At 51.4% G+C, this 23,994-nt stretch carries 21 protein-coding genes and 1 pseudogene; 9 read left to right on the forward strand and 13 right to left on the reverse strand.

Annotated features, from left to right (window positions below; genetic code table 11):
* Nucleotides 1-11 precede the first annotated feature (11 nt).
* Genes NM96_07835 through NM96_07845 form a run of 3 tightly spaced genes read left to right on the forward strand, consistent with a single transcriptional unit; the run spans nucleotide 12 to nucleotide 1,649 of the window.
* Entirely contained in the window at nucleotides 12-521 is a 510-nt protein-coding gene (locus tag NM96_07835) for a ribosome maturation factor RimM (protein AVR79251.1), read from the forward strand.
* Complete coding sequence (locus tag NM96_07840) at nucleotides 521-1,270, forward strand: tRNA (guanosine(37)-N1)-methyltransferase TrmD (GenBank protein AVR79252.1); 750 nt, start codon at nucleotides 521-523, stop codon at nucleotides 1,268-1,270. Before NM96_07835 ends, NM96_07840 begins: the two co-directional genes overlap by 1 nt.
* Nucleotides 1,271-1,283: 13 nt before the next feature.
* Nucleotides 1,284-1,649, forward strand: a complete 366-nt coding sequence (locus NM96_07845) for a 50S ribosomal protein L19 (protein AVR79253.1) — start codon at nucleotides 1,284-1,286, stop codon at nucleotides 1,647-1,649.
* A 312-nt stretch (nucleotides 1,650-1,961) separates the two neighbouring features.
* On the opposite strand, the gene NM96_07850 is transcribed toward NM96_07845, so the two are convergent.
* The 9 genes from NM96_07850 to NM96_07890 form a co-directional block, all read right to left on the reverse strand.
* Entirely contained in the window at nucleotides 1,962-2,468 is a 507-nt protein-coding gene (locus NM96_07850; protein AVR79254.1) for a CvpA family protein, read from the reverse strand.
* Complete coding sequence (locus tag NM96_07855) at nucleotides 2,461-3,690, reverse strand: cell division protein FtsN (protein AVR79255.1); 1,230 nt, start codon at nucleotides 3,688-3,690, stop codon at nucleotides 2,461-2,463. The genes NM96_07850 and NM96_07855 overlap by 8 nt, the downstream gene beginning before the upstream one ends.
* Nucleotides 3,691-3,702: 12 nt before the next feature.
* Nucleotides 3,703-4,977: a bifunctional tetrahydrofolate synthase/dihydrofolate synthase gene (locus NM96_07860; protein ID AVR79256.1), complete on the reverse strand. Its 1,275-nt coding sequence runs from the start codon at nucleotides 4,975-4,977 to the stop codon at nucleotides 3,703-3,705.
* Nucleotides 4,978-5,109: 132 nt separating this feature from the next.
* Nucleotides 5,110-5,544 (reverse strand): transcriptional regulator, encoded by a 435-nt coding sequence (locus tag NM96_07865; protein ID AVR79257.1) that lies wholly within the window; start codon nucleotides 5,542-5,544, stop codon nucleotides 5,110-5,112.
* 4 nt (nucleotides 5,545-5,548) lie between these two features.
* Nucleotides 5,549-5,908, reverse strand: coding sequence for a hypothetical protein (locus NM96_07870; protein AVR79258.1), 360 nt, complete (start codon nucleotides 5,906-5,908; stop codon nucleotides 5,549-5,551).
* A gap of 122 nt (nucleotides 5,909-6,030) precedes the next feature.
* Entirely contained in the window at nucleotides 6,031-6,759 is a 729-nt protein-coding gene (locus NM96_07875) for an amino acid ABC transporter ATP-binding protein (GenBank protein AVR79259.1), read from the reverse strand.
* A gap of 17 nt (nucleotides 6,760-6,776) precedes the next feature.
* Nucleotides 6,777-7,556, reverse strand: coding sequence for a 16S rRNA (adenine(1518)-N(6)/adenine(1519)-N(6))-dimethyltransferase (locus NM96_07880; GenBank protein AVR79260.1), 780 nt, complete (start codon nucleotides 7,554-7,556; stop codon nucleotides 6,777-6,779).
* 174 nt (nucleotides 7,557-7,730) lie between these two features.
* A complete protein-coding gene (locus tag NM96_07885; protein ID AVR79261.1) occupies nucleotides 7,731-8,849 on the reverse strand; it encodes an NADH-dependent flavin oxidoreductase in 1,119 nt (372 codons plus the stop codon).
* Between the two features lie 139 nt (nucleotides 8,850-8,988).
* Nucleotides 8,989-10,320, reverse strand: coding sequence for an adhesin (locus NM96_07890; GenBank protein AVR79262.1), 1,332 nt, complete (start codon nucleotides 10,318-10,320; stop codon nucleotides 8,989-8,991).
* 327 nt (nucleotides 10,321-10,647) lie between these two features.
* Between NM96_07890 and NM96_07895 the strand changes: the two genes are divergently transcribed.
* From NM96_07895 to NM96_07905, 3 genes and pseudogenes are all read left to right on the forward strand, one after another.
* Nucleotides 10,648-11,397 (forward strand): hemolysin, encoded by a 750-nt coding sequence (locus tag NM96_07895; GenBank protein ID AVR79263.1) that lies wholly within the window; start codon nucleotides 10,648-10,650, stop codon nucleotides 11,395-11,397.
* Between the two features lie 114 nt (nucleotides 11,398-11,511).
* Nucleotides 11,512-12,261 carry a 1-acyl-sn-glycerol-3-phosphate acyltransferase gene (locus tag NM96_07900; GenBank protein ID AVR79264.1) on the forward strand — a complete coding sequence of 250 codons (750 nt, stop codon included), beginning with the start codon at nucleotides 11,512-11,514 and terminating at the stop codon, nucleotides 12,259-12,261.
* A 280-nt stretch (nucleotides 12,262-12,541) separates the two neighbouring features.
* A pseudogene (locus NM96_07905) lies at nucleotides 12,542-12,649 on the forward strand (IS5/IS1182 family transposase).
* A gap of 84 nt (nucleotides 12,650-12,733) precedes the next feature.
* Here NM96_07905 and NM96_07910 read toward each other — a convergent pair.
* The 4 genes from NM96_07910 to NM96_07925 all read right to left on the reverse strand — a co-directional run bounded on the left by NM96_07910 (nucleotide 12,734) and on the right by NM96_07925 (nucleotide 20,248).
* Nucleotides 12,734-14,683: an RNA polymerase sigma factor RpoD gene (locus tag NM96_07910; protein AVR79265.1), complete on the reverse strand. Its 1,950-nt coding sequence runs from the start codon at nucleotides 14,681-14,683 to the stop codon at nucleotides 12,734-12,736.
* 3 nt (nucleotides 14,684-14,686) lie between these two features.
* The gene (locus tag NM96_07915; protein AVR80297.1) at nucleotides 14,687-14,833 is read right to left on the reverse strand and encodes an endonuclease; all 147 of its coding nucleotides are present in this window, start codon (nucleotides 14,831-14,833) and stop codon (nucleotides 14,687-14,689) included.
* Nucleotides 14,834-14,906: 73 nt separating this feature from the next.
* Nucleotides 14,907-16,679 (reverse strand): DNA primase, encoded by a 1,773-nt coding sequence (locus NM96_07920; protein ID AVR79266.1) that lies wholly within the window; start codon nucleotides 16,677-16,679, stop codon nucleotides 14,907-14,909.
* 314 nt (nucleotides 16,680-16,993) lie between these two features.
* The gene (locus NM96_07925; protein AVR79267.1) at nucleotides 16,994-20,248 is read right to left on the reverse strand and encodes a receptor; all 3,255 of its coding nucleotides are present in this window, start codon (nucleotides 20,246-20,248) and stop codon (nucleotides 16,994-16,996) included.
* Between the two features lie 449 nt (nucleotides 20,249-20,697).
* Here NM96_07925 and NM96_07930 point away from each other — a divergent pair, with 449 nt between their 5' ends.
* The 3 genes from NM96_07930 to NM96_07940 all read left to right on the forward strand — a co-directional run bounded on the left by NM96_07930 (nucleotide 20,698) and on the right by NM96_07940 (nucleotide 23,976).
* Nucleotides 20,698-21,378: a hypothetical protein gene (locus NM96_07930; GenBank protein ID AVR79268.1), complete on the forward strand. Its 681-nt coding sequence runs from the start codon at nucleotides 20,698-20,700 to the stop codon at nucleotides 21,376-21,378.
* Between the two features lie 270 nt (nucleotides 21,379-21,648).
* Nucleotides 21,649-22,968: a DUF445 domain-containing protein gene (locus NM96_07935; protein ID AVR79269.1), complete on the forward strand. Its 1,320-nt coding sequence runs from the start codon at nucleotides 21,649-21,651 to the stop codon at nucleotides 22,966-22,968.
* 215 nt (nucleotides 22,969-23,183) lie between these two features.
* A protein-coding gene (locus tag NM96_07940) for an IS5 family transposase (GenBank protein AVR79270.1) occupies nucleotides 23,184-23,976 on the forward strand; the annotation gives its coding sequence in 2 pieces (ribosomal slippage) (nucleotides 23,184-23,449 and nucleotides 23,448-23,976; 795 coding nt in all).
* Nucleotides 23,977-23,994: the final 18 nt, after the last annotated feature.

Below are 23,994 nucleotides of genomic sequence, written 5' to 3' on the forward strand. Positions count from 1 at the left end.
CTAATCTTGCTATGACCGACACTCGACAACGGGTAGCCATGGGCTACATCAAAGGCGTATTCGGCATCAAAGGCTGGCTCAAAATAGCCGCCAATACAGAATACGCCGACAGCCTCCTGGACTACCCTGAGTGGCAGTTAAGCAAAGACGGTAAAACCCTGAATGTTACACTCGAAGCCGGCAAAATCGTCAGCGGAGAGCTTCAGGTCAAATTCGAAGGCATAGACGATCGCGATCAAGCTTTTGCCCTGCGCGGCTATACTATCGAAATCCCCCGAGAAGAATTCGCTCCTACTGAGGAAGACGAATATTATTGGGCAGATTTAGTCGGCATGACCGTTGTCAACAAAGACGATATCGTGCTCGGCAAAGTCATAAACCTGATGGAAACCGGTGCCAACGATGTTTTGATGATTAATGGAGAACATGGTCAAATCCTGATCCCGTTCGTATCCAACTACATTGAAACCGTCGATACCGAAAGCAAAACCATTACCGCCGACTGGGGCTTAGACTACTGATGTTGATTCAAGCCATCACCATCTTCCCCGAAATGTTCGACAGCATTACCGAATACGGCGTAACCGGTCGCGCAAAAAAACAAAACCTTTGGCAATTCCAAGCCATCAATCCCCGCAAATTCGCCGACAACAAACTCGGCTATATTGACGACCGCCCCTTTGGCGGAGGTCCAGGAATGATTATGATGGCGCCGCCGCTACAAGCAGCGATAGAAGAAGCCAAACAAACATCTTCAGCACCTGCAAAAGTCATCTACCTTAGCCCGCAAGGTCAACCGCTGACCCACAAAAAAGCCGTAGAACTTGCAAAATCCCCGCATCTCATACTGCTTTGCGGACGATACGAAGGAATTGACGAGCGCCTACTGCAAAGCAGCGTAGATGAAGAAATCAGCATAGGCGACTTTGTCGTTTCCGGCGGAGAGCTACCCGCCATGATGCTGATGGATGCCGTACTCAGACTGATACCCGGCGTATTGGGCGACATACAGTCAGCCGAGCAGGATTCGTTTTCAGACGACCTATTAGACTGCCCCCATTACACCAAACCTTTAGAATTCCAAGGCATGACCGTCCCTGACGTATTGCGTTCGGGCAATCATGGCTTGATAGCCGAATGGCGGTTGAAACAATCGCTGCGGCGCACCCTAGAGCGCAGACCAGACCTGCTGGAAAAGCGCAGTTTAATCCCAAAGGAATCCCGCCTCTTAAAAGAAATCTTGCAAGAGCAACAGGAAATCCAATCATAATTTAGGAAAAACAATGAACCTGATTCAACAATTAGAGCAAGAAGAAATCGCTCGCCTGAACAAAGAAATCCCCGAATTCGCACCGGGCGACACCGTAGTCGTTTCCGTACGCGTAGTAGAGGGTTCACGCAGCCGTCTGCAAGCTTACGAAGGCGTTGTTATCGCCCGTCGTAACCGCGGCTTGAACAGCAACTTCATCGTCCGCAAAATTTCCAGCGGCGAAGGCGTTGAGCGTACTTTCCAACTCTACTCCCCTACCGTAGAAAAAATCGAAGTAAAACGCCGCGGTGACGTCCGTCGCGCCAAACTGTACTACCTGCGCGGCCTGACCGGTAAAGCGGCCCGCATTAAAGAAAAATTGCCTGCCCGTAAAGGTTAAGCAAAAGAATTGCAAAACAAAATCCCCACTTTTCAGTGGGGATTTTTATTTTGCAATTCTTATAACGGATCTTCGCAGAAATTTGATCTAAAAAATAAATCAGAGCAAGGCAATGAGGTTGCCGACAGCAAAATGTATAAAACTATTTCACTTATTACCCTGATAACTCAATAAAAAATTATTCTTTTCAAACCAGAGTAAAGTAAAGCTGTGCAGGTGTTTAAACTTAACTCTCTATATAACAATATATCCCAATAAAAACCGGTTTCAGACGACCTTTGATGTAATCGGGGTCGTCTGAAACCGGTGGATTTACGATTCCGCCTTATCTTCCGCCTTTTCCTTCTGACCGGGCAGATAAGGCATGATGACTTCAGACAATGATTGAAAATAAGGAATGCTGTACGAGCTTTGCCAATCTTCCGTTTCCGGCAAATCGGTGTGGGCGCAGACCATGACCGCCAAAGTGACCAGCAACACGCCTTTGGCTGCGCCGAACACGCCGCCCAATACTCTGTTGACGCTGCCCAAGCCCATCGATGACGCTGCGTTGGTCAGTATGGTGCGTAAAAACTGCTGTAAAAAACGCGCCAAAAAGAAAATCACGACAAACGAAATGGCAACGCCCAAGGCGCGCGGTTGAATCGATTTGAACGCCACTTCCGAAAACGGAACGGCAAACGTTTTAGCCAACAAAAAGGAAATCACCCACGCAAACAGCGAACCCGCTTCGGCAATGACGCCGCGTATCATCGACATCACGATACACGCCGCAATCACGCCGAAGGCGAGTATGTCGGCTAACGGAATATCATTCATTGGTTACCTGTCCGGCAATGCCGTGTACGCGCAGTTTGTTCAAGTCGCGTTCGGCTTCGTAGGCGTTTTTGTATGCACCTGATTTGACACGGTAAACCTTGCCTTTATCCGTCATCACTTCGGTAATGGTTGAGTCGATACCTGCCGCTTTCATTTTGCGTTGCAGGCTCAAGGCGCGTTCTTTTTCAGCATAACCTGCCTGAATGGCGGCTTTTTTACCTGATTTGACTTCGGCGGTTTTGGTTTTTGCCTTTTCAGACGACCTTTCGGCAGTAGCGGTAGCGGTTTTCTCTGCCTTGGCTGTCTGCTCTGTTTTGGCTTTGGCAACTTTCGCTTCTGCTTCCCTTACTGCGGAAGTTTTTTTGCCGGCTGTTTCGATTTTTTCGTATTTGGAAGCATCTACCCGAATTCTTTCTTTAGGTTCGGATGCGGATGCCGTGACGGCTTCTTTGGCTTTTTCCGCTGCCGCTTTGTGTTTCGCCGCCGCTTCTTCTTTGGCTTTTAACGCCTTACGTTCGGCAACGGCTTTCTCGGCTTTTTCCAACTGTGCCAGCTTGTTGCGTTCGGCTGCGGCGGCACGTTCCGCCTTCTCGGCTTTGGCAGCTTGAAGCGCACGTTTGCGGGCGGCGGCATTGGCTTCGCGTTCCGCTGCTTCTTGGGCTTGAAGCTGCTGCGCTTTACGTTGTTCTTCACGATTACGGCGGCGCTCTTCCGCGCGTCGCTCGGCTGCTTCGCGTTTGGCGGCTTCGGCTTTTTGGATTTTCTCAGACTCTTCCAAACCTTTGATGTCGCTGTCTGACAACGTATCGTTAATCAGCACCAAAGGCGGACCTACATCTTCGGGCGCGGCTGGCGGCGCATCAGGTTGCGGCTCGGCTTGCGCATTTTGCTCCGGCGCGGCGGTTTCCTGCGGTTTGTCCGCTACTTCGGCATCGGCATTTTTAGCCGCTTCTGCCGCTGCTTCCAAATCTTCTTTGGTAGAAGGTTCCAACACGGTCGCATCCGCCAAGTTGGCAGGTTCTGCGTTGGCATTATTCTGTTGGATGGTTGTAGTTTGGGCGTTTTCTTCTTCTGGCTTGTTTTCCGGTCCGGTGGACAGGGCGACGCCCAATAAAACAGTCGATGCCGCCACCAACCCCGATGCCATAACCAAGCGGCGGCGGTTGCGGCGTTTGAGCTGTTCGTAACCGGTCAGAACTTCATTTTGCTTATTGTCAGACATGGAGATTTCCTTTTACAACGCCGCCATCACGTCGGCAACGGTATGAAATGAGCCGAAAACAACGATTCTATCATTTTCGCCCGCCTTAGCCAAAGCTACGCGGTACGCCTCGCGAACGGAGGTAAAAGTTTGTATATTTTCGATATTTTGTGCTTCCAGTTTCGCCTGCAAGGCTTCCGCGGTCATGCCGCGCGGCACGTCCAAAGGTGCGATATACCACTCGTCAAACTGGTCTTTAACGATTTCCAACACGCCGTCTATGTCTTTGTCGGACAGCATGCTGAACACGGCGGTGCGCTTTTGCGCAAAAGCCAAATTAATCAGGCTGCGGCGTAAGGCGCGGGCGGCGTGGGGATTGTGTCCGACATCCAAAACGGTCAGCGGACGGCCGGGCAGGACTTGGAAGCGCCCGGGGTTTTCAACCAGCAGCAATCCGCGCTTGATGGCGCCGATGTCCACCGGCAATTTTTCGTTCAAACATTCCAACACGGTCAACGCGCAGGCGGCGTTGGAAAGCTGGTATGCGCCGCGCAATGCGGGGAACGGCAGGGAATTGCGGTTGCGCGCGGGGTCGTCTGAATGCTGCGGATGGAAGCGGTAGTTCCATTGGATGTTTTCCAATGAGGAAAAATCGAAATCGCGCTGCACCATCAGCAGTTTCGCGCCTATGGCTTCGGCGTGTGCGACCAACGATTCGGGCGCAGGGTTTTGCCCACAGATTGCGGGTTTGCCGCTGCGGAACACGCCTGCTTTTTCAAAGCCGACCTGCTCGACCGTATCGCCCAAAAACGCCTGATGGTCCAAATCCACGCTGGTAACCACCGCGCAATCGCAGTCGAACACATTGACCGCGTCCAAACGTCCGCCCAAGCCGACTTCCAATATCATCACATCGACTTGTTCGCGTATGAAGATATCGACCGCCGCCAAGGCATTGAATTCAAAATAAGTCAGCGATATTTCGCTGCGCGCCGCTTCGATGCGCTCGAAGGAAGCGGTGATGAGGTCGTCTGAAACCGGCTCGGCGTTGACGGCGATGCGTTCGTTGTAACGCAATAAATGCGGACTGGTCAGCGTACCGACTTTGAAGCCTGCCTGTTTGTAAATCTGCGTCAGGTAGGCGCAGACCGAACCTTTCCCGTTTGTTCCCGCAACGACGACGACGGGGCATTGCGGCTCGAGTTTCATGCGTTTTTTCACTTCACCCGTGCGTTCCAAGCCCATGTCGATTAAGCCGCCACTGTGGGCGGTTTCCAAATGCGAGAGCCAGTCTTGTAATGTTTTCATGTGTGTTTCGTTTTTTAAAAGGTCGTCTGAAACCGTCGTTTCGAATAATGGGGCGGCTTCGGCTGCTTGTGTGGACTGTTTTTATATTGGGTTTAATTTGACGAGAACAAGGCGGAAAACCGCTTTACCGAATTAAAGCGGATGCCCGGCATCCTGAACCTGACACCAGCGCGCCCAAACTTTCAGACGACGGTAAGATTCTTTATCCGCCATATCGGGCGTGACGCATTGCCGTATCGTTTTACCGTCGGCGTTCCACTGTAAAAACAAAGCGTAAGGAGTCAGCATCGTCGCACCGTCCAACACCGCGCCCTGCCCTTCTCCGTCTCCGCAAAACACGGAAGCGCGCGCATGGCGGTCGATGGCGATTTTCTTTACCGCACCCGCCGTCCGCAAATTCACCACGCGCCAAGCGTGAACAAAACTGCCCGCCAACGCCACCAGCCCGAACCACATCATCCAGCCGTAAAACCATATCAGGCACACGGCCACTGCGGACAAATGCAACCAAACGGACAAGGCTTTTAAAGAACGGGACGGCTTCAAGGTCGTCTGAAAAGCGCGCATCGCCCTACATCATATTGTCAAACACGGGCGTAATGCTCAATTCCGCCTCTTCCATGTCCAAAACCATATCGTGGATTTCGGTATCGAAAAATTCCCAAAACGCCTTCAGGCTCATGTCTTGCGGCCACTTGCTTTTGTCGATGTCCCAGCCTGCGAGTTCTGCCTCGAAAATCTGTTGGTAGCGTTCGTCAAAATAGGCAATCACCTCTTCCGGCTCGTCAAACTGCGGCACGAGGAATACGGAGCAGTTAGCACGGAGTTGCTCGATGGTCAGATCGGGCATATTTTCGTCGGCGGATTTCAGCCATTCCAAAAAGCGGGCGGTCGGCTTAAGCACGACGGCGGTACGGTCAACAAAATACATGGTTTTCCTTTGCTACGGCAAAATGAGAAATGGTTTCTTTGCCGTGTATATCTATCGGTTGCATTCGCCAAAGGTCGTCTGAAAGCCCAAATCTGTCTTTCAGACGACCTTTTGACAAGCTGTTAATGCGTCATCACTTGCTGCAAGAACTGTTTGGCGCGTTCGTGTTTCGGATTGGTAAAAAACTCTTCAGGCGTTTCGTTTTCCAAAATCTGTCCTTTATCCACGAAAATAATGCGGTCTGCCACTTCGCGCGCAAAGCCCATTTCATGTGTAACACACATCATGGTCATGCCGCTTTCCGCCAAATCCTGCATCACTTTCAACACCTCGCCGACCATTTCCGGGTCGAGTGCGGAAGTCGGTTCGTCAAACAGCATCACTCGCGGCTCCATCGCCAGCCCGCGCGCAATCGCCACACGCTGCTGCTGTCCGCCGGAAAGCTGGCTGGGGAATGCATCTTTTTTATGCGCCAAACCCACGCGTTCCAACAGCTCCATCGCCTTTTCCTCAGCCTGTTCGCGGCTTTGTTTTTTCACCTTCATCGGCGACAGGATGATGTTTTCCAATACGGTCAGATGCGGATACAGATTGAAGCCTTGGAACACAAAACCCACTTCCTCACGCACCTTGTTCAAATCCGTTTGCGGATCGGCAACATTGATACCGTCCACCCAAATCTCGCCGCTCTCAATGCTTTCAAGCTGGTTGACGGTACGGATGAGCGTCGATTTGCCGCTGCCCGAAGGTCCGCAAACCACCACCACTTCACCCTGCTTCACTTCCAGATTGACGCCGTTGATGACGTGCAGGTCTTTGAAATGTTTATGTACATTTTTGAATTTAATCATGTTGTTTCCAGATGTTTTCAGACGACCTTACGGACGAGATAATTGCTCAGTTCCACATATTTCTCCGGCGCGATATGTTCGGCACGGTCTTGCGGGCTGATGCCGACTGCCTGTAAATCCTCGTCGCCGGCAAGCTCTTTCAGATTGTTGCGTATGGTTTTGCGGCGTTGGTGGAAGGCGAGTTTCACCAGTTTGGCGAAATGCTCGAAATCGTCTGCCTTGCCGATGCAGTGTTTCACCGGAATCATGCGCACCACTGCCGAATCAACTTTCGGCGCGGGGTCGAACGATTCGGGCGGCACGTCAATCAGCAGCTCCATATCGAAAAAATATTGCAGCATTACGCCCAATCGGCCATAGTCGTTGCTTTTCGGCGCAGCAACCATGCGCTCGACCACTTCCTTTTGCAGCATAAAGTGCATATCGACGACATCGTCCGCCACTTCCGCCAGCTTGAACAAAAGCGGCGTGGAAATGTTGTACGGCAGGTTGCCGACGATTTTCTTTTTGCCCGCGATGCTGTTGAAATCAAACTGCAATACATCGCCTTCATGAATCACGAGCTTATCCGCAAACGGCAGCGTTTTCAGACGACGTACGATGTCGCGGTCGATTTCGATAACGTGCAGGCAGTTCAGCTTTTTCGCCAAAGGCTCGGTAATCGCCGCCAAGCCCGGCCCGATTTCAATCACCACATCATCAGCCTGCGGACGCACGGCGTTGACAATATCGGCAATAATGCGCGTGTCCTGCAAAAAATTCTGCCCGAAGCGTTTCCGGGCCTTATGTTCTTTCATCGCGTCTCTTCAAACTGTCGATCATTATAGTAAGCGCGTATTGTAACTGAAAAACATAGCATTTTGTCGGACAAGAAAGAGGTCGTCTGAAAACGTTTTTCAGACGACCTCTTTAGCTATAACGGTAATTTCATCCCCTACCCCGCTCAAAAAATGGGTAGGCGGCTGAATTGTTCAAACAAACATTACCGGCGGCAGCCAAGATTGGGTACCGCTGGCGGAAAATTCCCACAGGATGTCGGGCAAACCGTAATGGTCGGCGCGCGTCGGGTCGAGTTGCGTTTCGATTTCGGCTTCGCGGCCTTCGCTGATTTGTGTGGCGATGTGCGGATTGATCATGACGGTTTTGCCCAGTGCGATAAATTCCGCCCAGCCGGTTTCAAACGCCGCCAAAATTTGATCAGCGGTAAACAGGTTGCCCACGCCGATAAGAGGCAGCTTGCCGTTGATACGGTCGTGGATAAACTGCATACGGGTTTGCGCCGTATCGCCGCCGCGTCGGATTTTCTTGTCGAATTCCCATAAGGAAACGTGCAGATATTGCAGCGGCTTTTGCACCAAGGCGTCAATCAGTGCGCCGGTTTCGGTCATGGTCAACCCGTCTTCGCCTGCTTCTTCGGGCGAGAAACGGTAGCCGATAATGAAGTCGTTGCGTTGGTGTTTTTCACGAACTGCGGCAACGGCATCGACGACGGCGAGTGGGAAGCGCATTCTGTTTTCCAAGCTGCCGCCCCATTGGTCGTTACGGCGATTACTTTGGGCGGAGTAAAACTGTTGGATTAAATAGCCGTTCGCGCCGTGGATTTCCACACCGTCAAAGCCTGCGCGAAGTGCCAAATCGGCAGCTTGGGCGAAGGAGGCGATGAGTTCTTCCACTTCTGCGGCACTCGCTTCACGCGCTCCATCCTTTTCGCTGGCGGACGCACTGATTTTGTCGCGGTGGTTGAGTTCTACCATCGCTTGGGAGCCGCCGTGATGGATTTGCAAAATCGCTTTTGCACCTTGTTTTTGAATGATTTGGGCGGTTTCTTTCAGGCTGTCGAGGCAGTTTTCACCCGTAGCTTCGGGCTGTCCACGAAAGGCTTTGCCGCCTTCTTGAACCAAAGTGGCGGCGGAGATAAAGAGCCCCATATCGCCTGCGCGGTTGCCGAGAAACGTGCGTTCTTGGTCGCTGATTAAACCATCGGCGTGCGAACCGAAATGGGTCATGGGTGCAACAGCAAGGCGGTTTTTGACGGTTACGCCGTTGTTCAGTGTGAAAGATTGGAAAAGCGGAGCGTATTTGGGATTCATTTTATTCTTTCGAAAATTAATAACATCTACAAAATTGGGACAAATATGGAATTATCAAGAACAAGGTCGTCTGAAAAAACACGGTTTCGAAAAAACGGAATGTTTTCAGACGACCTTTCGGCAATACGCCTAACGACGATTACCAGAGGTAGGTTACGCTGGCGCCGCCGCCCGCACCGCCTTTCGCCGCGCCGACTGCCGAGCCTTTAACCAGCCATTTACCGCTGGCGGATACTTTGGAAATACCTACGGCGTAACCGCTTTTACCGCGCCAGATACCGCTTGCGACGGAAACCGCGCCTTGTCCCGGCTGATATGCCTGTCCGAGGCTGCCAACCGCGATTGCAGCGGCAGAGCCTGAATCAGCGCGCTCTTCAAGTTTGTCCATACGGACTTTGGCTTCGTTGCGCAAAGCGGCGATTTGTGTCTGGTGATTGCTCTCGGCTGCGGCAAGACTGCTTTGGGTTTGACGGGCAAGGCTCTTCACTTGGGCAACGTTGACCGCGTCCGTATCCTCCTTACCCGCAGCAACATTAGTAATCTGGCGGCTGTTTTGTTCGCTGCCGACAGATACCGCGCCTAAAGTCGATACCCATGTTTTGCCTGTTTCCGTACTTGCCGCGCCGGTAGCAAAGTCATGGCCTGCAACACCTGCCGCAGTATCGGCAACGCTGTCCGTACCGAGCGCTACGGAGTTTTGTTGGCGTGCTTCTGCTTTATAGCCCAAAGCAGCGGATTTTTCCTCAAATGCGGCAGCACCTGCGCCCAAAGCCGTTCCGCCCGATTTCCGTACCCGTGCGCGCGTGCCTGCGGCAAGACCGTTGAGCGCGGTGGACGAAGATTCCACGCCCAATGCCACGCTGTTGGTTTCTTCGGCAACCGCGCGCGTACCGACTGCAACCGCCTGATAACCGTTTGCCTCGGCAGCAGATGCCAGCGCAACCGCCTGCGTACCATTGGCTTTTGCCCTATCCCCGACAGCGGTGGAACTGAGCGCATTGGCTTCACTGCCGCGTCCAAACGCAACCGCATCAATATCGGCAGCCTTCGCGCTATCGCCAACCGCAATAGAACGCAAACCCGTTGCCTGCGACATCAAACCGACCGCCACCGACTGTCCGCCGGAAGCCTTCGATGCGCCGCCGACGGCAATATCGTTGGTTCCTTTTGCATTCGCCCTGAAACCGACGGCAACCGTCCGCAATGCTTCCGCCTTAGCCTCACTGCCAAGCGCCGACGCACTCAAACCTGAAGCGTTTGAATCATAGCCGGCAGCAACAGACTTATAACCCGCCGCAGCCGCTTTGTCGCCCAACGCGGTCGCATTCTCCCCAGCCTTCGAGTCTTTGCCCAACGCGACCGAACCGTTTTTGTGCATCGCTCCTGTCGCAATACCTTCTGCAACACAAACATTTGCAAAAACAAGGGACAACACCAAACACAGCGGTTTGACGGATAAGTTTAGTTTCATCTTTTCATTCTCCATTTTTGAATTTTTTAAAAAATATCAACCAATTCTAAATAACTATATTTAACTATTTAGAATTAGTTATATTGTATAGTATTATTACAATATTATTAATTATATGTAATTAATAATTGATTTAAATCAGTGGTCAGTTATGCTGCTTTTGCCATACTGGGTAATCTTATGAAATCACGCCAAGGTGTTTTCAGACGACCTTTTACCAACACTTTCCGTCTAACAACCGGCAAATGAAGGCATCCAAAGGGGTAGAAATATAAATCCTCTACCATATCCGCTATAATCAACTCTTTTAATCCGACAGGAAGTCAAATGTTCTCCAGCCGTTTCAACCAAACCGGCCCCAAAATCGGTCTGAGCGTACGCCTTGCTGAAACGCGGGCGGAAATTGAAGCAGCACAACGCTTGCGTTATCAGGTATTCGCCCAAGAACTGGGTGCAGAAATCGAAAGCGACGACGGTCGCGATGTCGATCCTTACGACGAACATTGCCACCACCTTTTGGCTTTTGACGACGCAACCGGAGAAGTCATCGGCTGCTACCGCCTGATTACCGAAGAAACCGCCAAAAAAGTCGGCGGCTGGTATAGCGAACACGAATTTGACCTGTCCCCTTTGAAAGACATCTTGCCGCAAACTGTCGAACTCGGCCGCGCCTGCACCCATCCCGACTACCGCAACGGCGGTTTGGTCATGCTTTTGTGGTCGGGTTTGGTCAAATTCATGAAAGACGAAAACCTGCGCTTCATGATAGGCTGCGGCAGCATTGATATGCACGACGGCGGCAGCGATGCGGCGGGTCTGTATCATGCCCTGAAATCCAAATACCTCGCGCCTGAAAAATGGTGCGTCAAGCCGCTCAATCCGCTCAAGTGGGACGAAATTACCCCGTCGGACAAACCTGATGTCCCGCCGCTGATTAAAGGCTACCTCAATGCGGGCGCATGGTTCTGCGGCGAGCCTTGCGTCGATGAAGCGTTCAACTGCGCCGACGTGCTCATTATGATGGACATCACCCGCCTGGCAGACCGTTACCTCCAACGTTTTGCCCCTAAACCATAAAGACCAAAAGGTCGTCTGAAAACCTTTTCAGACGACCTCAACTATTGTGAAATCAGCAAATAACCGATTTTTAGCGGTTTCACCCTATACCAAGATTGCACACACCACAACCTTATGATTGCCAAACTACGTTTTACCTTCCGCCTGCTCTGCATCGGCATCTGCCTGCTTTACGGTATGGCGGAAATGTTCTTCCTGTTTCCCTTTTACAGCAAACGGCGCAAACTGCGCGCCATCCAAATCTGGTCGCTGCGCGTCCTCGCCTCATGCGGCATGAAGCTGGAAACCTTCGGCACACTGCCTCAGGAAGGACAGGCGCAGTTGTTAATCAGCAACCATATCTCTTGGTTGGACATCATGGCGGTCAACGGTGCATTTCCGGGTCGGTTTGTAGCGAAAGACGATGTCGCCAAATGGCCGGTAGTCGGCTATCTCGCCACGCAGGCGCAGACCGTTTACGTTTCACGCAATAAGGGCACCAAAGGCAATACCGCTAAAATCGCCACGGTAACCGAAGCCCTCAAAAACGGCGATACCGTAACCATTTTCCCGGAAGGGACGAGTACGGAAGGTTATGAAATCCTCCCGTTCAAGCCCAGCTTTTTCCAAACCGCCTACGATGCAGGCGTTCCCATTATCCCCATGCTCTGCCGCTACCCCAATCCCGACGGCACCAGTCCGAACCTTCAGGCGGCTTATGTGGGCGATACCAGCTTATGGCAATCCATCTGCATGATCATCAGCCAGCCTTCCAGCAAGGTGGAGCTGCATTTCCTAGAGCCGGTTCCCGCTAAAGAAGATCGCTATGAAACGGCGCAGGAAGTACATGGCATCTTGAGCCGGAAATTGAAAGAGTTGGGCTGAAGAGTCAAAACAAATGAAAGGTCGTCTGAAAAAACCGGTTTCCTGTTTTTTCAGACGACCTTTTTTACAATCATGTTTTAATTGCGCACCCATTCAAGAATGATGCCGCCTTGTAGCGTGGGCTTTGCCCACGAAGATGATGAGTAAAAAAGGCTGCCGAAACTTTCTCTATTATCCACGGACAAAGCCCGCGCTACGGGTTTTAACCGACCATAGTGCAATGAATGCAAAACAGGTCGTCTGAAAACGTATAGTGAATTAACTTTAAACCAGTACGGCGTTGCCTCGCCTTAGCTCAAAGAGAACGATTCTCTAAGGTGCTGAAGCACCAAGTGAATCGGTTCCGTACTATCTGTACTGTCTGCGGCTTCGTCGCCTTGTCCTGATTTAAATTTAATCCACTATACAACTTCTGTTTCAGACGACCTCTTACCCATAAAAAACCGCAGGTATAAACCTGCGGTTTGCTGTTTTACAGTTTGCTGTCTTCGCTGTCGAGGAAGCTTCTAAGGCGGTCGCTGCGGGTCGGATGACGCAGTTTGCGCAGGGCTTTGGCTTCGATTTGACGGATACGTTCACGGGTTACGTCAAACTGTTTGCCGACTTCTTCGAGCGTGTGGTCGGTATTCATGTCGATACCAAAGCGCATACGCAGGACTTTGGCTTCGCGCGGGGTCAGGCTTTCGAGGATTTCTTTGGTGACTTCGTGCAGGCTTGTATACATCGCGGCGTCTGCAGGGGCAACGTTGTTGGCGTCCTCGATGAAGTCGCCCAAGTGCGAATCGTCGTCGTCGCCGATCGGGGTTTCCATCGAAATCGGTTCTTTGGCGATTTTCATGATTTTGCGGATTTTGTCTTCCGGCATTTCCATCAACTCGGCAAGTTTGGCGGAATCGGGCTCTTCGCCGGTTTCTTGCAGATACTGGCGGGAGATACGGTTCATCTTGTTGATGGTTTCAATCATATGCACCGGAATGCGGATGGTGCGCGCCTGGTCGGCAATCGAGCGGGTAATCGCTTGGCGGATCCACCATGTCGCGTAGGTGGAGAATTTGTAGCCGCGGCGGTATTCGAACTTGTCGACCGCCTTCATCAAGCCGATGTTGCCTTCTTGAATCAAATCAAGGAACTGCAAACCGCGGTTGGTGTATTTTTTGGCGATGGAAATCACCAGACGCAAGTTTGCCTGAATCATTTCCTGCTTGGCGGCTGCGGTTTCTTTTTCGCTCGACACCATGTTTTTGTTGATTTCTTTCAGCTCTTCGATGGAAATGCGGGTTTCTTTTTCCATGTTTGCCAACTCGGTTTGTTTTTCGAGGATGGCGTGGCGGAAGCGGTCGAGCGCGTCGCTCCAGACCCTGCCTTTGGCAACTTCTTCTTCCACCCATTTCAGGTTGGTGATTTCGGGCAGGAAGTTTTGGATGAAGTAGTCGCGTTCCATATGGACGCGGTCAAGGCAGATGTCGCGGATTTCGCGTTCGAGCTTGCGGATGTTTTCGACACGGCTGCGCAGGTTGCCGCTGAGGCTTTCGATTTGGCGGGTGGCGAAGCGGACTTCCAAGAGCTTGTTGGCGATGGCGTCGCGGTGTGCCAGATAATCGGGGTGGCGGCTGTCGTGTTTTTCCAGCTTTTTGATCATCTTGCCGTATTCGCTTTCGATGAAGGCGAAGTGTTCCAGCACTTTTTGCTTCAATTCGGCAAGATGGGCGGCGGACATGGCTTCGGAGTCGCTGCCGGAATCGTCGTCATCGTCGTCTTCATCCGCTTCATCTTCTTCACTGCTGCCGGAATCGTCGTCGTTTGACGCGCTTTCCAAGTGTCCCAAGCCCAATTCGTTGAGCAACACTTCGTTCGGATCGATGATGGCCTCAACCACTTCGTCCACGCGGATTTCATCCTTGCGGATTTGCTCGATCAGCTCGAGGATTTCGGCAATGGAGCCCGGACAGGCGGAAATTGCCTGCACCATGTTTTTCAGGGCGTTTTCGATTTTTTTGGCGATGATGATTTCGTCTTCGCGGGTCAGCAGGTCAACCTGCCCCATTTCGCGCATATACATACGCACGGGGTCGGTGGTTCTGCCGAATTCGGAGTCCGCGCTGGACAAGGCGGCTTCGGCTTCGGCAACGGCATCGTCGTCGGTTACGGCGGCGGCGTTGTCGCTCAACAAAATGTCTTCCGCATCAGGCGCCTGCTCGGTCACTTGGATACCCAAGCCGGAAATCATGCTGACGATGTTGTCGATTTGATCCGCATCGGACATATCGTCGGGCAAGGCGTCGTTGATTTCGGAATAAGTGATGTAGCCGCGTTCCTTACCCATGATGATGAGCTGGCGCAGGCGGGCGCGCTGCTCTTCGAGGGTCAGCGGACGGTTGTCGTCCTGTTCTTGATAGTCTTCGTGATTTTGGTCTTTAGACATGGATTACTTTCTTGATCTGATGGTGTGCCGACGGTTTGCATGATGCACCTGAAGGCGGAACAGAGTTACAACCGATTTAAATTCAATCTGCCGGGTTGTAACGCTGAGGTCGTCTGAAAGCTCTTTGGAACGGGTGTTCTGCGGGATCATCATGTTCGCAGCTTGGGACAATGCTTTTCTGACGGCCTGAAGGTTGCTGGATTCGGCAGGGATTGCCGTTCGTTCAATTTTGCTTTGCCGTCAAAAGCGACAGCAAGAGTTTTTTTTCATTTTCATTCAAACCTGATTGCAGGCTTTTCTGCTTGAGGGTTTCGATTTGTTGGTATTTTAACTCGTTAAGGAGTTTCTTCATGCCGATTTGGAAGTTTTCGCGGTCTTCTTCGCCTCCGCCTTCCATTTCTTCAGAATAGAGTGTCGATTGGAAGATTTGGTTCACGGTTTCTTCATAAGGAGAACCACGCATATACTCTAAAACCTGCGCGGTAGCAGGTACGGCGGCATGGCTTTTAATGGTTTCGGCGAGATTGGCAAGGCAGGCGAAATCGCCGTCCAATGCCACATAATCGGGCAGGTCTATATATGCAGCCCAATCCGGATTTATCAAGAGGCTGCGGATTTGCCGTTGCACCAGCGTCAACATGACAGGTTGTTTGACGGAAATCGGAGGCAGTTTGTAGCTTTTTTGTTTGACGTGCCGCTTCGGCGCTTCCTGCCCCAGCAGTTGGGCGAGATTGTCGGGATCGATGCCGACCAGCTCGCTAAGCCGTTGTTTCAACAGATAAGCCAATGCCGGCGCGGTGATTTGCGCCAAAAGCGGCGAACTGGTTTTCACCAATTCCGCCTTACCTTCCTGCGTATTGAGATTGAGGTCGTCTGAAAGATGCTCCCAGAAATATTCCGACAAGGGCTTGCTTTGATTCAACAGCGCATCTTCAAATTGCGCTTTTCCGTAGGCGCGGATGTAGCTGTCGGGGTCATGTTCTTCCGGCAGGAACAAAAAATGCAGCGATTTATCGTCTTTCAACTGCGGCAACGCGTTTTCCAGCGCGCGCCAAGCCGCCTTCCGCCCCGCGCTGTCGCCGTCGAAACAGAAATAAATACTGTCCGCCTGACGCATCAGGATTTTGACGTGTTCCGCCGTCGTCGCCGTGCCCAAAGCCGCCACGCCGTAGCCCACGCCGAACTGCGCCAGCGCGACCACATCCATATAGCCTTCGACCACCAAAATCCGCCCTGCTTCCTTGACCGCGGCACGCCCCTCATACAATCCGTAAAGGTTTTTCCCCTTATCAAACAAAGGCGTATCAGGAGAATTCAAATATTTCGGCTTCGAGTCGTCCAGCACCCTGCCGCCGAAACCGATGACCTGCCCGCGCGGATTGCGGATGGGGAACATAATCCGATGACGGAAGCGGTCATAATGCCGACCCTCATTGTCAATCACCATCCCCGTATCCACCAACGCGGTATTCGGGTACGGTTGGAACACTTGCGCCAAGGGCTGCCAGCCGTCGGGGGCGTAGCCCAAACCATAATGCGCGATGACTTCCGCGCTCAAACCGCGCTTGTCCAAATAAGCCTTCGCAGCCGGATTGAATTTCAACTGTTGCGCATAAAAATCAGCCGCCGCAGCCGTCGTTTCCTCCAGCGTCTGCTGTTTTTTCTTACGTTCGGCACGGACTTCGGGATTATCGTTCTGCCCGCGCACTTTAGGCACAGCCATACCCACACGGTCGGCAAGAAACTGCACCGCCTCCGGAAACGACAGCCCCTGATGCTCCATCACAAAACCAATCGCCGAACCATGCGCCCCGCAACTGAAACAATGATAAAACTGCTTGGTTGGACTGACCGAAAACGACGGCGTCTTTTCCTTATGGAACGGACAACAAGCCATATAGTTCGCCCCGCCCTTCTTCAGCGGAACCTGCTCGTCGATAATATCGACAATATCGACTTTGGCCAGAAGCTCGTCAATGAAATCGGATGGAATCATAGTTCGGCGGATGCGTATGGACGGGACAAACGTTTTCAGACGACCTTTTATCTTAAAGGTCGTCTGAAAACGGAATCTCGAATCGGTTTGAAAACAAGGTTCGTATTATAACGTGTATTCAGGATAAAAATAGCACTCTTACAAAACCGACTCCTTAGCGGACAGCTTATGCAACAGAAACCCACGAGGTCGTCTGAAAATTCGTTTTCAGACGACCTTGGGTACTTAAAACCTGTATTCTGCTTTGGTGACAAAGCCCCTGAATATCCTCTTCCCAATATCGAAATATGGGGAAATCCTAATTTGAAATTACTTTAAAACTTGCCCGTAATCCCTATCCTGATCGTCCTGCCCGGTGCAGGCAGGTAGGAGCGGCTCATCGGGTCGAGGTAGTAGCGGTTGGTCAGATTACTGCCCACCAGCTCGGCAGTCAGGTTTTTGCCGATTTTGTAGCGCAGGTAGGCATCCCATACCGCAACAGGCTGCCAGCGCATATCGTTATATTGGGGTTTATGATTAGTTCCCTTATATTGATTGAATACGTTGTAGTGGGGCTGCCACGCATCATTGCGGTTTTCATAGACGCGGCTGTGGTAATGAAGGCGCACGCCTGTTTCCAGTCTGTTGGCAAGAAAGCGGCTGCCCAATTCGGCATCAATCGACCAGCGTGGCTGAAGCGCGCTTGCCAGATAGCCCGAATCGCTCAAACCTCCGTGATTGCAGACGGGGCGACTCATGGTTTTGCCGGTTTCGGCAAAATATGTTGCATCGACATCTCCCGCAGTCACAGTCGACCATTGGAAGGTTTCGTCGCACATTTTGTTTTTCAGGCTGCGGAATACGTTCAGGCTGCCGAAGACGCGTCCGGTATCGAAGCGGGTGGACAGCTCGGCACCACTGCGGATTTGTCTGTCGAATTGTTCGAATTCGAGATTGCTGTCCCTATCGATAACGTTTTTGGTCTTGTTATGGAAGTAGTTGATGCGGAAATCCGCTTTTTTCATTTTCGGTAACAGTCCCGTCAAATCATGGATGTAGCCGACTTCCCAGTTTTTGGCGTGTTCGGGCCGCCAGCCATAGCCCATGCGGTTGAATGAGCCGGCGGCAGTAGAAAAGCCGTAAGTCCCTTCAAAAATGCTGGGGTAGCGCAGGGTTTCGGTATAGCGCAAATAGGCGCGGCTGTAATCAGTAAAATTGACAGTGGCAGAAAATGCGGGCACCCAACCGCTGCCTTTCTGCTTCATTGCTCTCTGTTTTTCGGCTTCGGTCATTGGAGTCGTATATACGCTTGCATCAACGTTATAATACTTAGGCACAAACTGCGGGCTGTCGGGATTGGACGGGTCGTAAACGGGATTGGGGACTTGGGCGTGCAAATCGGGAATGCTGCCGTTGGTAAGGGGGTGATCCTTCATATTCAGACGACCTTTATTGTCTTTCAGCCAGTAAAAATCTGTCTGTTCATTGGGATTGACCCATGTACTTCGATCACTACTCAAGGTCGGTATAGTCGAATTCCAGTCAATTTGCTTATATTTCTTTAATTTTTCTGCATATTCCTCTTTGATATATAAGTCTCCCCAATCCAAACTGCCATCTGCCAAAGCATCATTGATCGCCTTGTAATCCGCATATTCCTGTGGAGTAATCACCCTCACGACCGAATATTTCATCCCCCTGTTCATCTCTAATGGATAGCCGGTCTTATACGTACCGCTTTCCAAACGTTTGCTTTTATCCTGAAGTTGGAAATTGGTATATCGCCCGCCTGCCGTCAACGTCAGCCAGCGGAACGGCTCGTAGCGGAAATTGAAGCCCAGATTGTATTCACGCCGCTTGCCGTTTCGAGGTACACCGTATTGGTTCAATTCATAATTTGCCCTGATGGTGCTGTTTTCGAGTTCTTCCCGATATTTGTCGTATCCTCCCCGCTCCAGCTCGTCTGAAAAATCATTGCGCGATGTCAGTTTTTCGTTTTGAAAATCGCCCATCAAGGTCAACGACAGTTTGTCGCTCAATTTCATACGGTTGGAGAATTGAAAGCCTGTACGGTTGTTACGGGCGTAATAGGCGTTGCCTTCGATGGTGTTGAACCTGCCGTTGGTATTGGGCGTTTCAGGTTTGGGCGGTTTGGGGGCTTCTATTCCTGCATCCAGCAATTCCTGCCGCTCTGCGGGGGTGTATTTCTGCCATCTGTCGTATTCGTCCCATGCTATTTGAAATTTGTTGTCCTCATAAACGGTATCGCCGGGCGAGCCACCTGCGGTATTGGTTTTGGAATTGGTGCGCGTTGTCCAAAGCGTGGCATCGAAATCTATCCAACGACTACCCTCCGGCTTCCACGAATAGTCGATATTGTAGGAACGCTGTTTTACCCATGCCTGCGGCCATTCGGCGATTTTGTTGAGGACGGACGCATCCCAACTGATGGGGCCGATAATGCGCGAAGGCATGATTTCGCCGAACGTGGAATCGGTATGGCGCAGGCCGAATTTGAGCGTTTGGCGGTTCGGCAGACGGAAAGTGGTTTTACCTACCCATGATTTGGTTTCGAGCGAGGTATTGCTGACTTCTCCACCCGGATGGTAGAAAAGTCCGATTTTTGAAATATCAGGTGCGCCCAGCATGTTTTCACTGCCGTAAAATTTCTCGCCCTTGGCAGCGGCTTCTTCTTGACGACGTTTTAATTCGTCTAAAGTTTCTTGTGTCCAAGGACCGATATAGCCGTAGCGTTCCGCCCCTTTTTTGCCGGAAAAATAATTGCCTTTACTGCGGTAGGCATAGGCGAGCATGGCATCAAAATTGTCCTGCTTGGTGGCAGCGGCAATGCGGTAGGCTTTATCTTCCCCAAATTTATTGCGTCCGTTGAAACGCTGGTCGATTCGGTCGGTATCGTCAAAAAACGAACGCCAAATACCGCCCGTCGCTACTGCGGGAACAGGCAAGGTTCGATAATCGACTGAATGTTCATAAGCATTCTCACGCCGCTTAATGGAATTGTTGGCAGCCTCCGCCTTCACTTCAAATCCGTATTTCTGCCCTTCGGGGACAATATCGTCGGCATCGATGGTTTTCAGGGCGACGGAGCCGCCTATGCCGCTTTTCATATCGCGGCTGAACGAGGGACCTTTTTCGATGGAAACGCTGCTGATGATGTTGGGATCGACGTAGTTGCGGTTGTTTGCGCCTGCGTAGCCGCGCCAAACGGTAATCGCCTGCTCCGTGCCGTCGATGGTAACGGGAATCCGTCCCTGCCCCTGTACGCCGCGTATATTGGGATCCAACGCGCCGCTGTTGCGCGCATCGCCGCTGTACACGCCGGACATACCGCTTAAAAGGTCGGATACGGTGTTGCCTTTGAAGGTTTCGACTTCGTTTTTGCCTTTGTAAAGATTGACGATTTCGCGGGTATAAACTCGGTTTTTACCGATTTCGTCTTTATTGCGCGTGCCTTTGACGGTGACGGTATCGAGAATGACGGTCGGCGTATTATCGGCAGCATAAATGATGGGAGAGAAACCGATGGCGGCGATGCAGGCGACAAGGGTGTTGACTTTGACTGGCTTCATAACAGATTCCTTGTGTGGCGGAATGTCAGACAGCATCGTCTGAAAGTTTTCAGACGACCTCGGAAAGGTTTTGCCGCAAGTCAGATTGAATATAAATATAATGATTTTGATTATTATTTATATATTTTTCGATAATTTTAACCAAATCTCGATAATATGCAAACATTTGCTTGCTTCTTCGGTATCTTGTTCAGAAATATTCGATTCGTTTAACATTTTGTTTTTAAATAAAATCAAATTATTTTCCTCAAAATAAAGCTGCACAAATACGCAGTAGTCCAAAGGTCGTCTGAAAACCCGGTGCCCTCCAATAAAGGCAAAGCGATTTTCAGACGACCTTTCCAAACAGATGCGCAATAATCCGCCCCTATTCCATCCTTTCTTATCCTCATTCCTCCGTTGTTGATACAATACGAAACAGCCTGATAACAATTTCAAATATATCTGATATGGACGAAAACCTTACCTTCCTCACTCTGTTTCTGCTCGGTTTTTTCGGCGGCGGCCACTGCGTCGGTATGTGCGGCGGGTTAAGCAGCGCATTTGCCTTGCAGCTTCCGCCCAACCTCAACCGTTTCGGATTGATTGTCCTGTTGAACTTAGGACGTGTAAGCAGCTATGTCCTCATCGGCTTCCTAGTCGGACTGATCGGGCAGGCAGGGATTTCTTTGGATGACACCCGTGTGTTGCAGCAGGGCCTGTATATCGCGGCAAACATTCTGTTGTTGCTTTTAGGGCTTTATCTGGCGGGGATTTCGACGGCGGCAACGCGTATCGAACGCATCGGCAAACCGATATGGAAGCGGCTGAATCCTTTTTTAAACAAGCTTTTGCCCATCCGTTCCGTCCCAGCCTGTTTCGGCGTGGGGATGCTCTGGGGCTGGCTGCCGTGCGGCCTGGTTTACAGCGCGTCGCTTTACGCCTTGGGCAGCGGCAGCGCGGTTCACGGTGCTTTATATATGTTGGCTTTTTCGCTCGGCACGCTGCCCAACCTTTTGGCGATGGGCATCTTTGCAGCGCAGTTGAAAACGCTTTTGCAAAAACACAGCATCCGCCTTTTGGCAGGGTTGACGGTGGCGGCTTGGGCCTTGTGGCGGCTTTGGGTTTCGGTTTCAGGCTGGACGGCATAAAGGTCGTCTGAAAACCTGTACACAGCCATACCGCAGAATCATGTGAACAGCTTGTGAACAACTCTCCTTTCCTTTTGATTTTCCAAAATAAAAATATCATGATTAAAAAACAGGCAATACAAAATATTGCCCACAACCCGCATTCGGATTGATGTGTGCATTCTGTGGAAAACTTAGATAATATTTTGAAACCTATTGAATATTTTTAGCTGATTAAAAAATAATCAATCTATTCGCAACCCTCTAAAGACAAAAAAGACAGGAATAGAAATGCACACCCTTTCGGAACAAGTCCGCTTAAATGAGGCGCGCAAAAAGTTGGCAAAAAGCAGGCGTTGGGCGACGGGCTTGCTGCTCGCGGCGTGCGGGCTGTTTGCAGCCTCCGCCATTTATGTGCGCCAATATCCTTGGTTGGGATTTGTCAAAGCTTTTGCCGAAGCGGCGATGGTGGGTGCGCTGGCGGACTGGTTTGCCGTAACCGCGCTTTTCAGACGACCCCTCGGGCTGCCGATTCCCCATACCGCGATTTTGCCGCGTAATCAGGCGCGTATCGGCGATGAATTGGGACGGTTTATCGAACACAATTTTTTGCAGGGCAAACCCATCGCCATGCGCATTTACCAAGCACAGCCCAGCGATAAATTATTGAAATGGCTGGACGGCGAAGACGTGAAATCGCATTGGCTGCCGTGGCTTTCCAAGCAGATTCCGACGCTGCTTGCCATCGCCAAACCGGAACAGACGGCGCGTTTTACGGCGATGCTGCTGGAAGAACGTTACAGCGGCGGACAAATCGGCAACGCGCTTGCCGACGGTTTGCGGCTGCTGAAAGCGCAAGGGATGCACGAAAAAGCGTTTGAAAGCCTGCTCCGTCAGATTCGGCGTTGGCTGAAAACGCCGGAAACCCGTGAAATGCTGGAGCAGAACCTGCGCGAATGGGCGGCGAAAATCGAAGGCGGCAATCCCGGAACTTGGGACAGGCTTAAAGCGGCGGTGAAATCGACCTTGGTGGAGAAAGTCGATGATTGGGCGGCAGAAAAAGCGTTGGCATGGATAGACGGCTATTTGGCAACCGCAGACAAGCAGGATAACACGCTGCGCCGACAATTCTTGGTGCAATACGACGAACTGACCGAACGCCTGAGCACATCGCGCCTGTGGCACCGCCGCCTGGACAAATTCAAAAAACAGCTCGCGCAATCGCCCGCCCTGCAACGTCAAATCATGACCTTATGGCGCGGCATTCTGGACTGGGCGCGGGAAGATGTGGAAAAACAAGACTCTTTGTGCCAAGCGCAACTGGAAAAGCTGCTGAACCATATGCGTTCGCAAGCTCAGGCATACCCGCAATTTATGCGTCGGGCGGATGTGCGGATTTCGCTTTTGGTTCGGGATTTTGTGATGCGTTATAAAGATAAGGCCGCTTTGTTCGTCTCGGACAAAGTCAAAGGCTGGGACAGCCGCCTGATGGTGGAAAAACTGGAATTGAGCGTGGGCAAGGATTTGCAATATATCCGCATCAACGGCACGCTTGTCGGCGGACTGGTCGGATTGGCGATTTATACGGTATCGCTGTGGCTGGCGGGATAGTATAGTGGATTAAATTTAAACCAGTACGGCGTTGCCTCGCCTTAGCTCAAAGAGAACGATTCTCTAAGGTGCTGAAGCACCAAGTGAATCGGTTCCGTACTATTTGTACTGTCTGCGGCTTCGTCGCCTTGTCCTGATTTAAATTTAATCCACTATATGAAAAAGGTCGTCTGAGAACGTGTTCATTGTCTCAGCCTCTGCTGTAAACTATCGGCATGAACAGAAAAACCTACCCAAGCGATATCAGTCGCGAGCAATTTGCGCCTCTCCTTCCCCTGCTGGAAAGTGCCCGTAAACGCACAGCGCCACGCCAGGTGGACTTGTACGATGTCTTTTGTGCCATTCTCTACCTGCAACGCACTGGCTGCTCCTGGCGCGCTTTGCCGGGCGACTTCCCCAAATGGCGCACCGTGCATTCCTACTTCCAGAGATGGACCGAACCACGCGAGAGTGGCATCAGCATCCTTGAGGAAGCATTAAAAAAATCAGGTAGTTGCGGAGCGCCGCAAGCAGGGGCGCCATGAAGCAACTACTTTCCTGATTATTGATGCGCAGAGTGTGAAGAACACGGATACCGCCATGGAAAAAGGCTACGATGCGGGCAAGAAGGTTAGCGGTATCAAGCGGCATATAGCGGTTGACACGCAAGGTTTGCCGCATGCCCTTGCGGTAACGACGGCGGATGTTACGGATAGAAAAGGCTGCCTGGTGGCATTGGAACGTGGGCGGGATAATCTTGGTGCGATACAAAAAATCCTTGCTGACGGTGGTTACACGGGTAAGGCATTTGCTTCGTCGGTACAGGAGTTGATTGGTGCGGAGGTAGAGATTGCCAAACGAAACGAATTGCACCGTTTTGCAGTATTGCCGAAGCGATGGGTAGTAGAGCGCAGCTTTTCCTGGTTGGAAAAGAACAGGCGGCTTTGGAAAAACTGCGAGCGTAAGTTGAGTACCAGTCTGCAAATGGTAGCTTTGGCTTTCTTGGGAGTCCTGCTACGAAGACTATGAACACGCTCTTAAAACAAG

The organism is Neisseria mucosa (assembly GCA_003028315.1).
GTDB lineage: Bacteria > Pseudomonadota > Gammaproteobacteria > Burkholderiales > Neisseriaceae > Neisseria > Neisseria mucosa.

Coding starts and splice junctions, on each gene's coding strand:
- NM96_07835 (AVR79251.1), top strand. CDS start 12: ATGACCGACACTCGACAACGGGTAGCCATGGGCTACATCAAAGGCGTA.
- NM96_07840 (AVR79252.1), top strand. CDS start 521: ATGTTGATTCAAGCCATCACCATCTTCCCCGAAATGTTCGACAGCATT.
- NM96_07845 (AVR79253.1), top strand. CDS start 1,284: ATGAACCTGATTCAACAATTAGAGCAAGAAGAAATCGCTCGCCTGAAC.
- NM96_07850 (AVR79254.1), bottom strand. CDS start 2,468: ATGAATGATATTCCGTTAGCCGACATACTCGCCTTCGGCGTGATTGCG.
- NM96_07855 (AVR79255.1), bottom strand. CDS start 3,690: ATGTCTGACAATAAGCAAAATGAAGTTCTGACCGGTTACGAACAGCTC.
- NM96_07860 (AVR79256.1), bottom strand. CDS start 4,977: ATGAAAACATTACAAGACTGGCTCTCGCATTTGGAAACCGCCCACAGT.
- NM96_07865 (AVR79257.1), bottom strand. CDS start 5,544: ATGCGCGCTTTTCAGACGACCTTGAAGCCGTCCCGTTCTTTAAAAGCC.
- NM96_07870 (AVR79258.1), bottom strand. CDS start 5,908: ATGTATTTTGTTGACCGTACCGCCGTCGTGCTTAAGCCGACCGCCCGC.
- NM96_07875 (AVR79259.1), bottom strand. CDS start 6,759: ATGATTAAATTCAAAAATGTACATAAACATTTCAAAGACCTGCACGTC.
- NM96_07880 (AVR79260.1), bottom strand. CDS start 7,556: ATGAAAGAACATAAGGCCCGGAAACGCTTCGGGCAGAATTTTTTGCAG.
- NM96_07885 (AVR79261.1), bottom strand. CDS start 8,849: ATGAATCCCAAATACGCTCCGCTTTTCCAATCTTTCACACTGAACAAC.
- NM96_07890 (AVR79262.1), bottom strand. CDS start 10,320: ATGAAACTAAACTTATCCGTCAAACCGCTGTGTTTGGTGTTGTCCCTT.
- NM96_07895 (AVR79263.1), top strand. CDS start 10,648: ATGTTCTCCAGCCGTTTCAACCAAACCGGCCCCAAAATCGGTCTGAGC.
- NM96_07900 (AVR79264.1), top strand. CDS start 11,512: ATGATTGCCAAACTACGTTTTACCTTCCGCCTGCTCTGCATCGGCATC.
- NM96_07910 (AVR79265.1), bottom strand. CDS start 14,683: ATGTCTAAAGACCAAAATCACGAAGACTATCAAGAACAGGACGACAAC.
- NM96_07915 (AVR80297.1), bottom strand. CDS start 14,833: ATGATCCCGCAGAACACCCGTTCCAAAGAGCTTTCAGACGACCTCAGC.
- NM96_07920 (AVR79266.1), bottom strand. CDS start 16,679: ATGATTCCATCCGATTTCATTGACGAGCTTCTGGCCAAAGTCGATATT.
- NM96_07925 (AVR79267.1), bottom strand. CDS start 20,248: ATGAAGCCAGTCAAAGTCAACACCCTTGTCGCCTGCATCGCCGCCATC.
- NM96_07930 (AVR79268.1), top strand. CDS start 20,698: ATGGACGAAAACCTTACCTTCCTCACTCTGTTTCTGCTCGGTTTTTTC.
- NM96_07935 (AVR79269.1), top strand. CDS start 21,649: ATGCACACCCTTTCGGAACAAGTCCGCTTAAATGAGGCGCGCAAAAAG.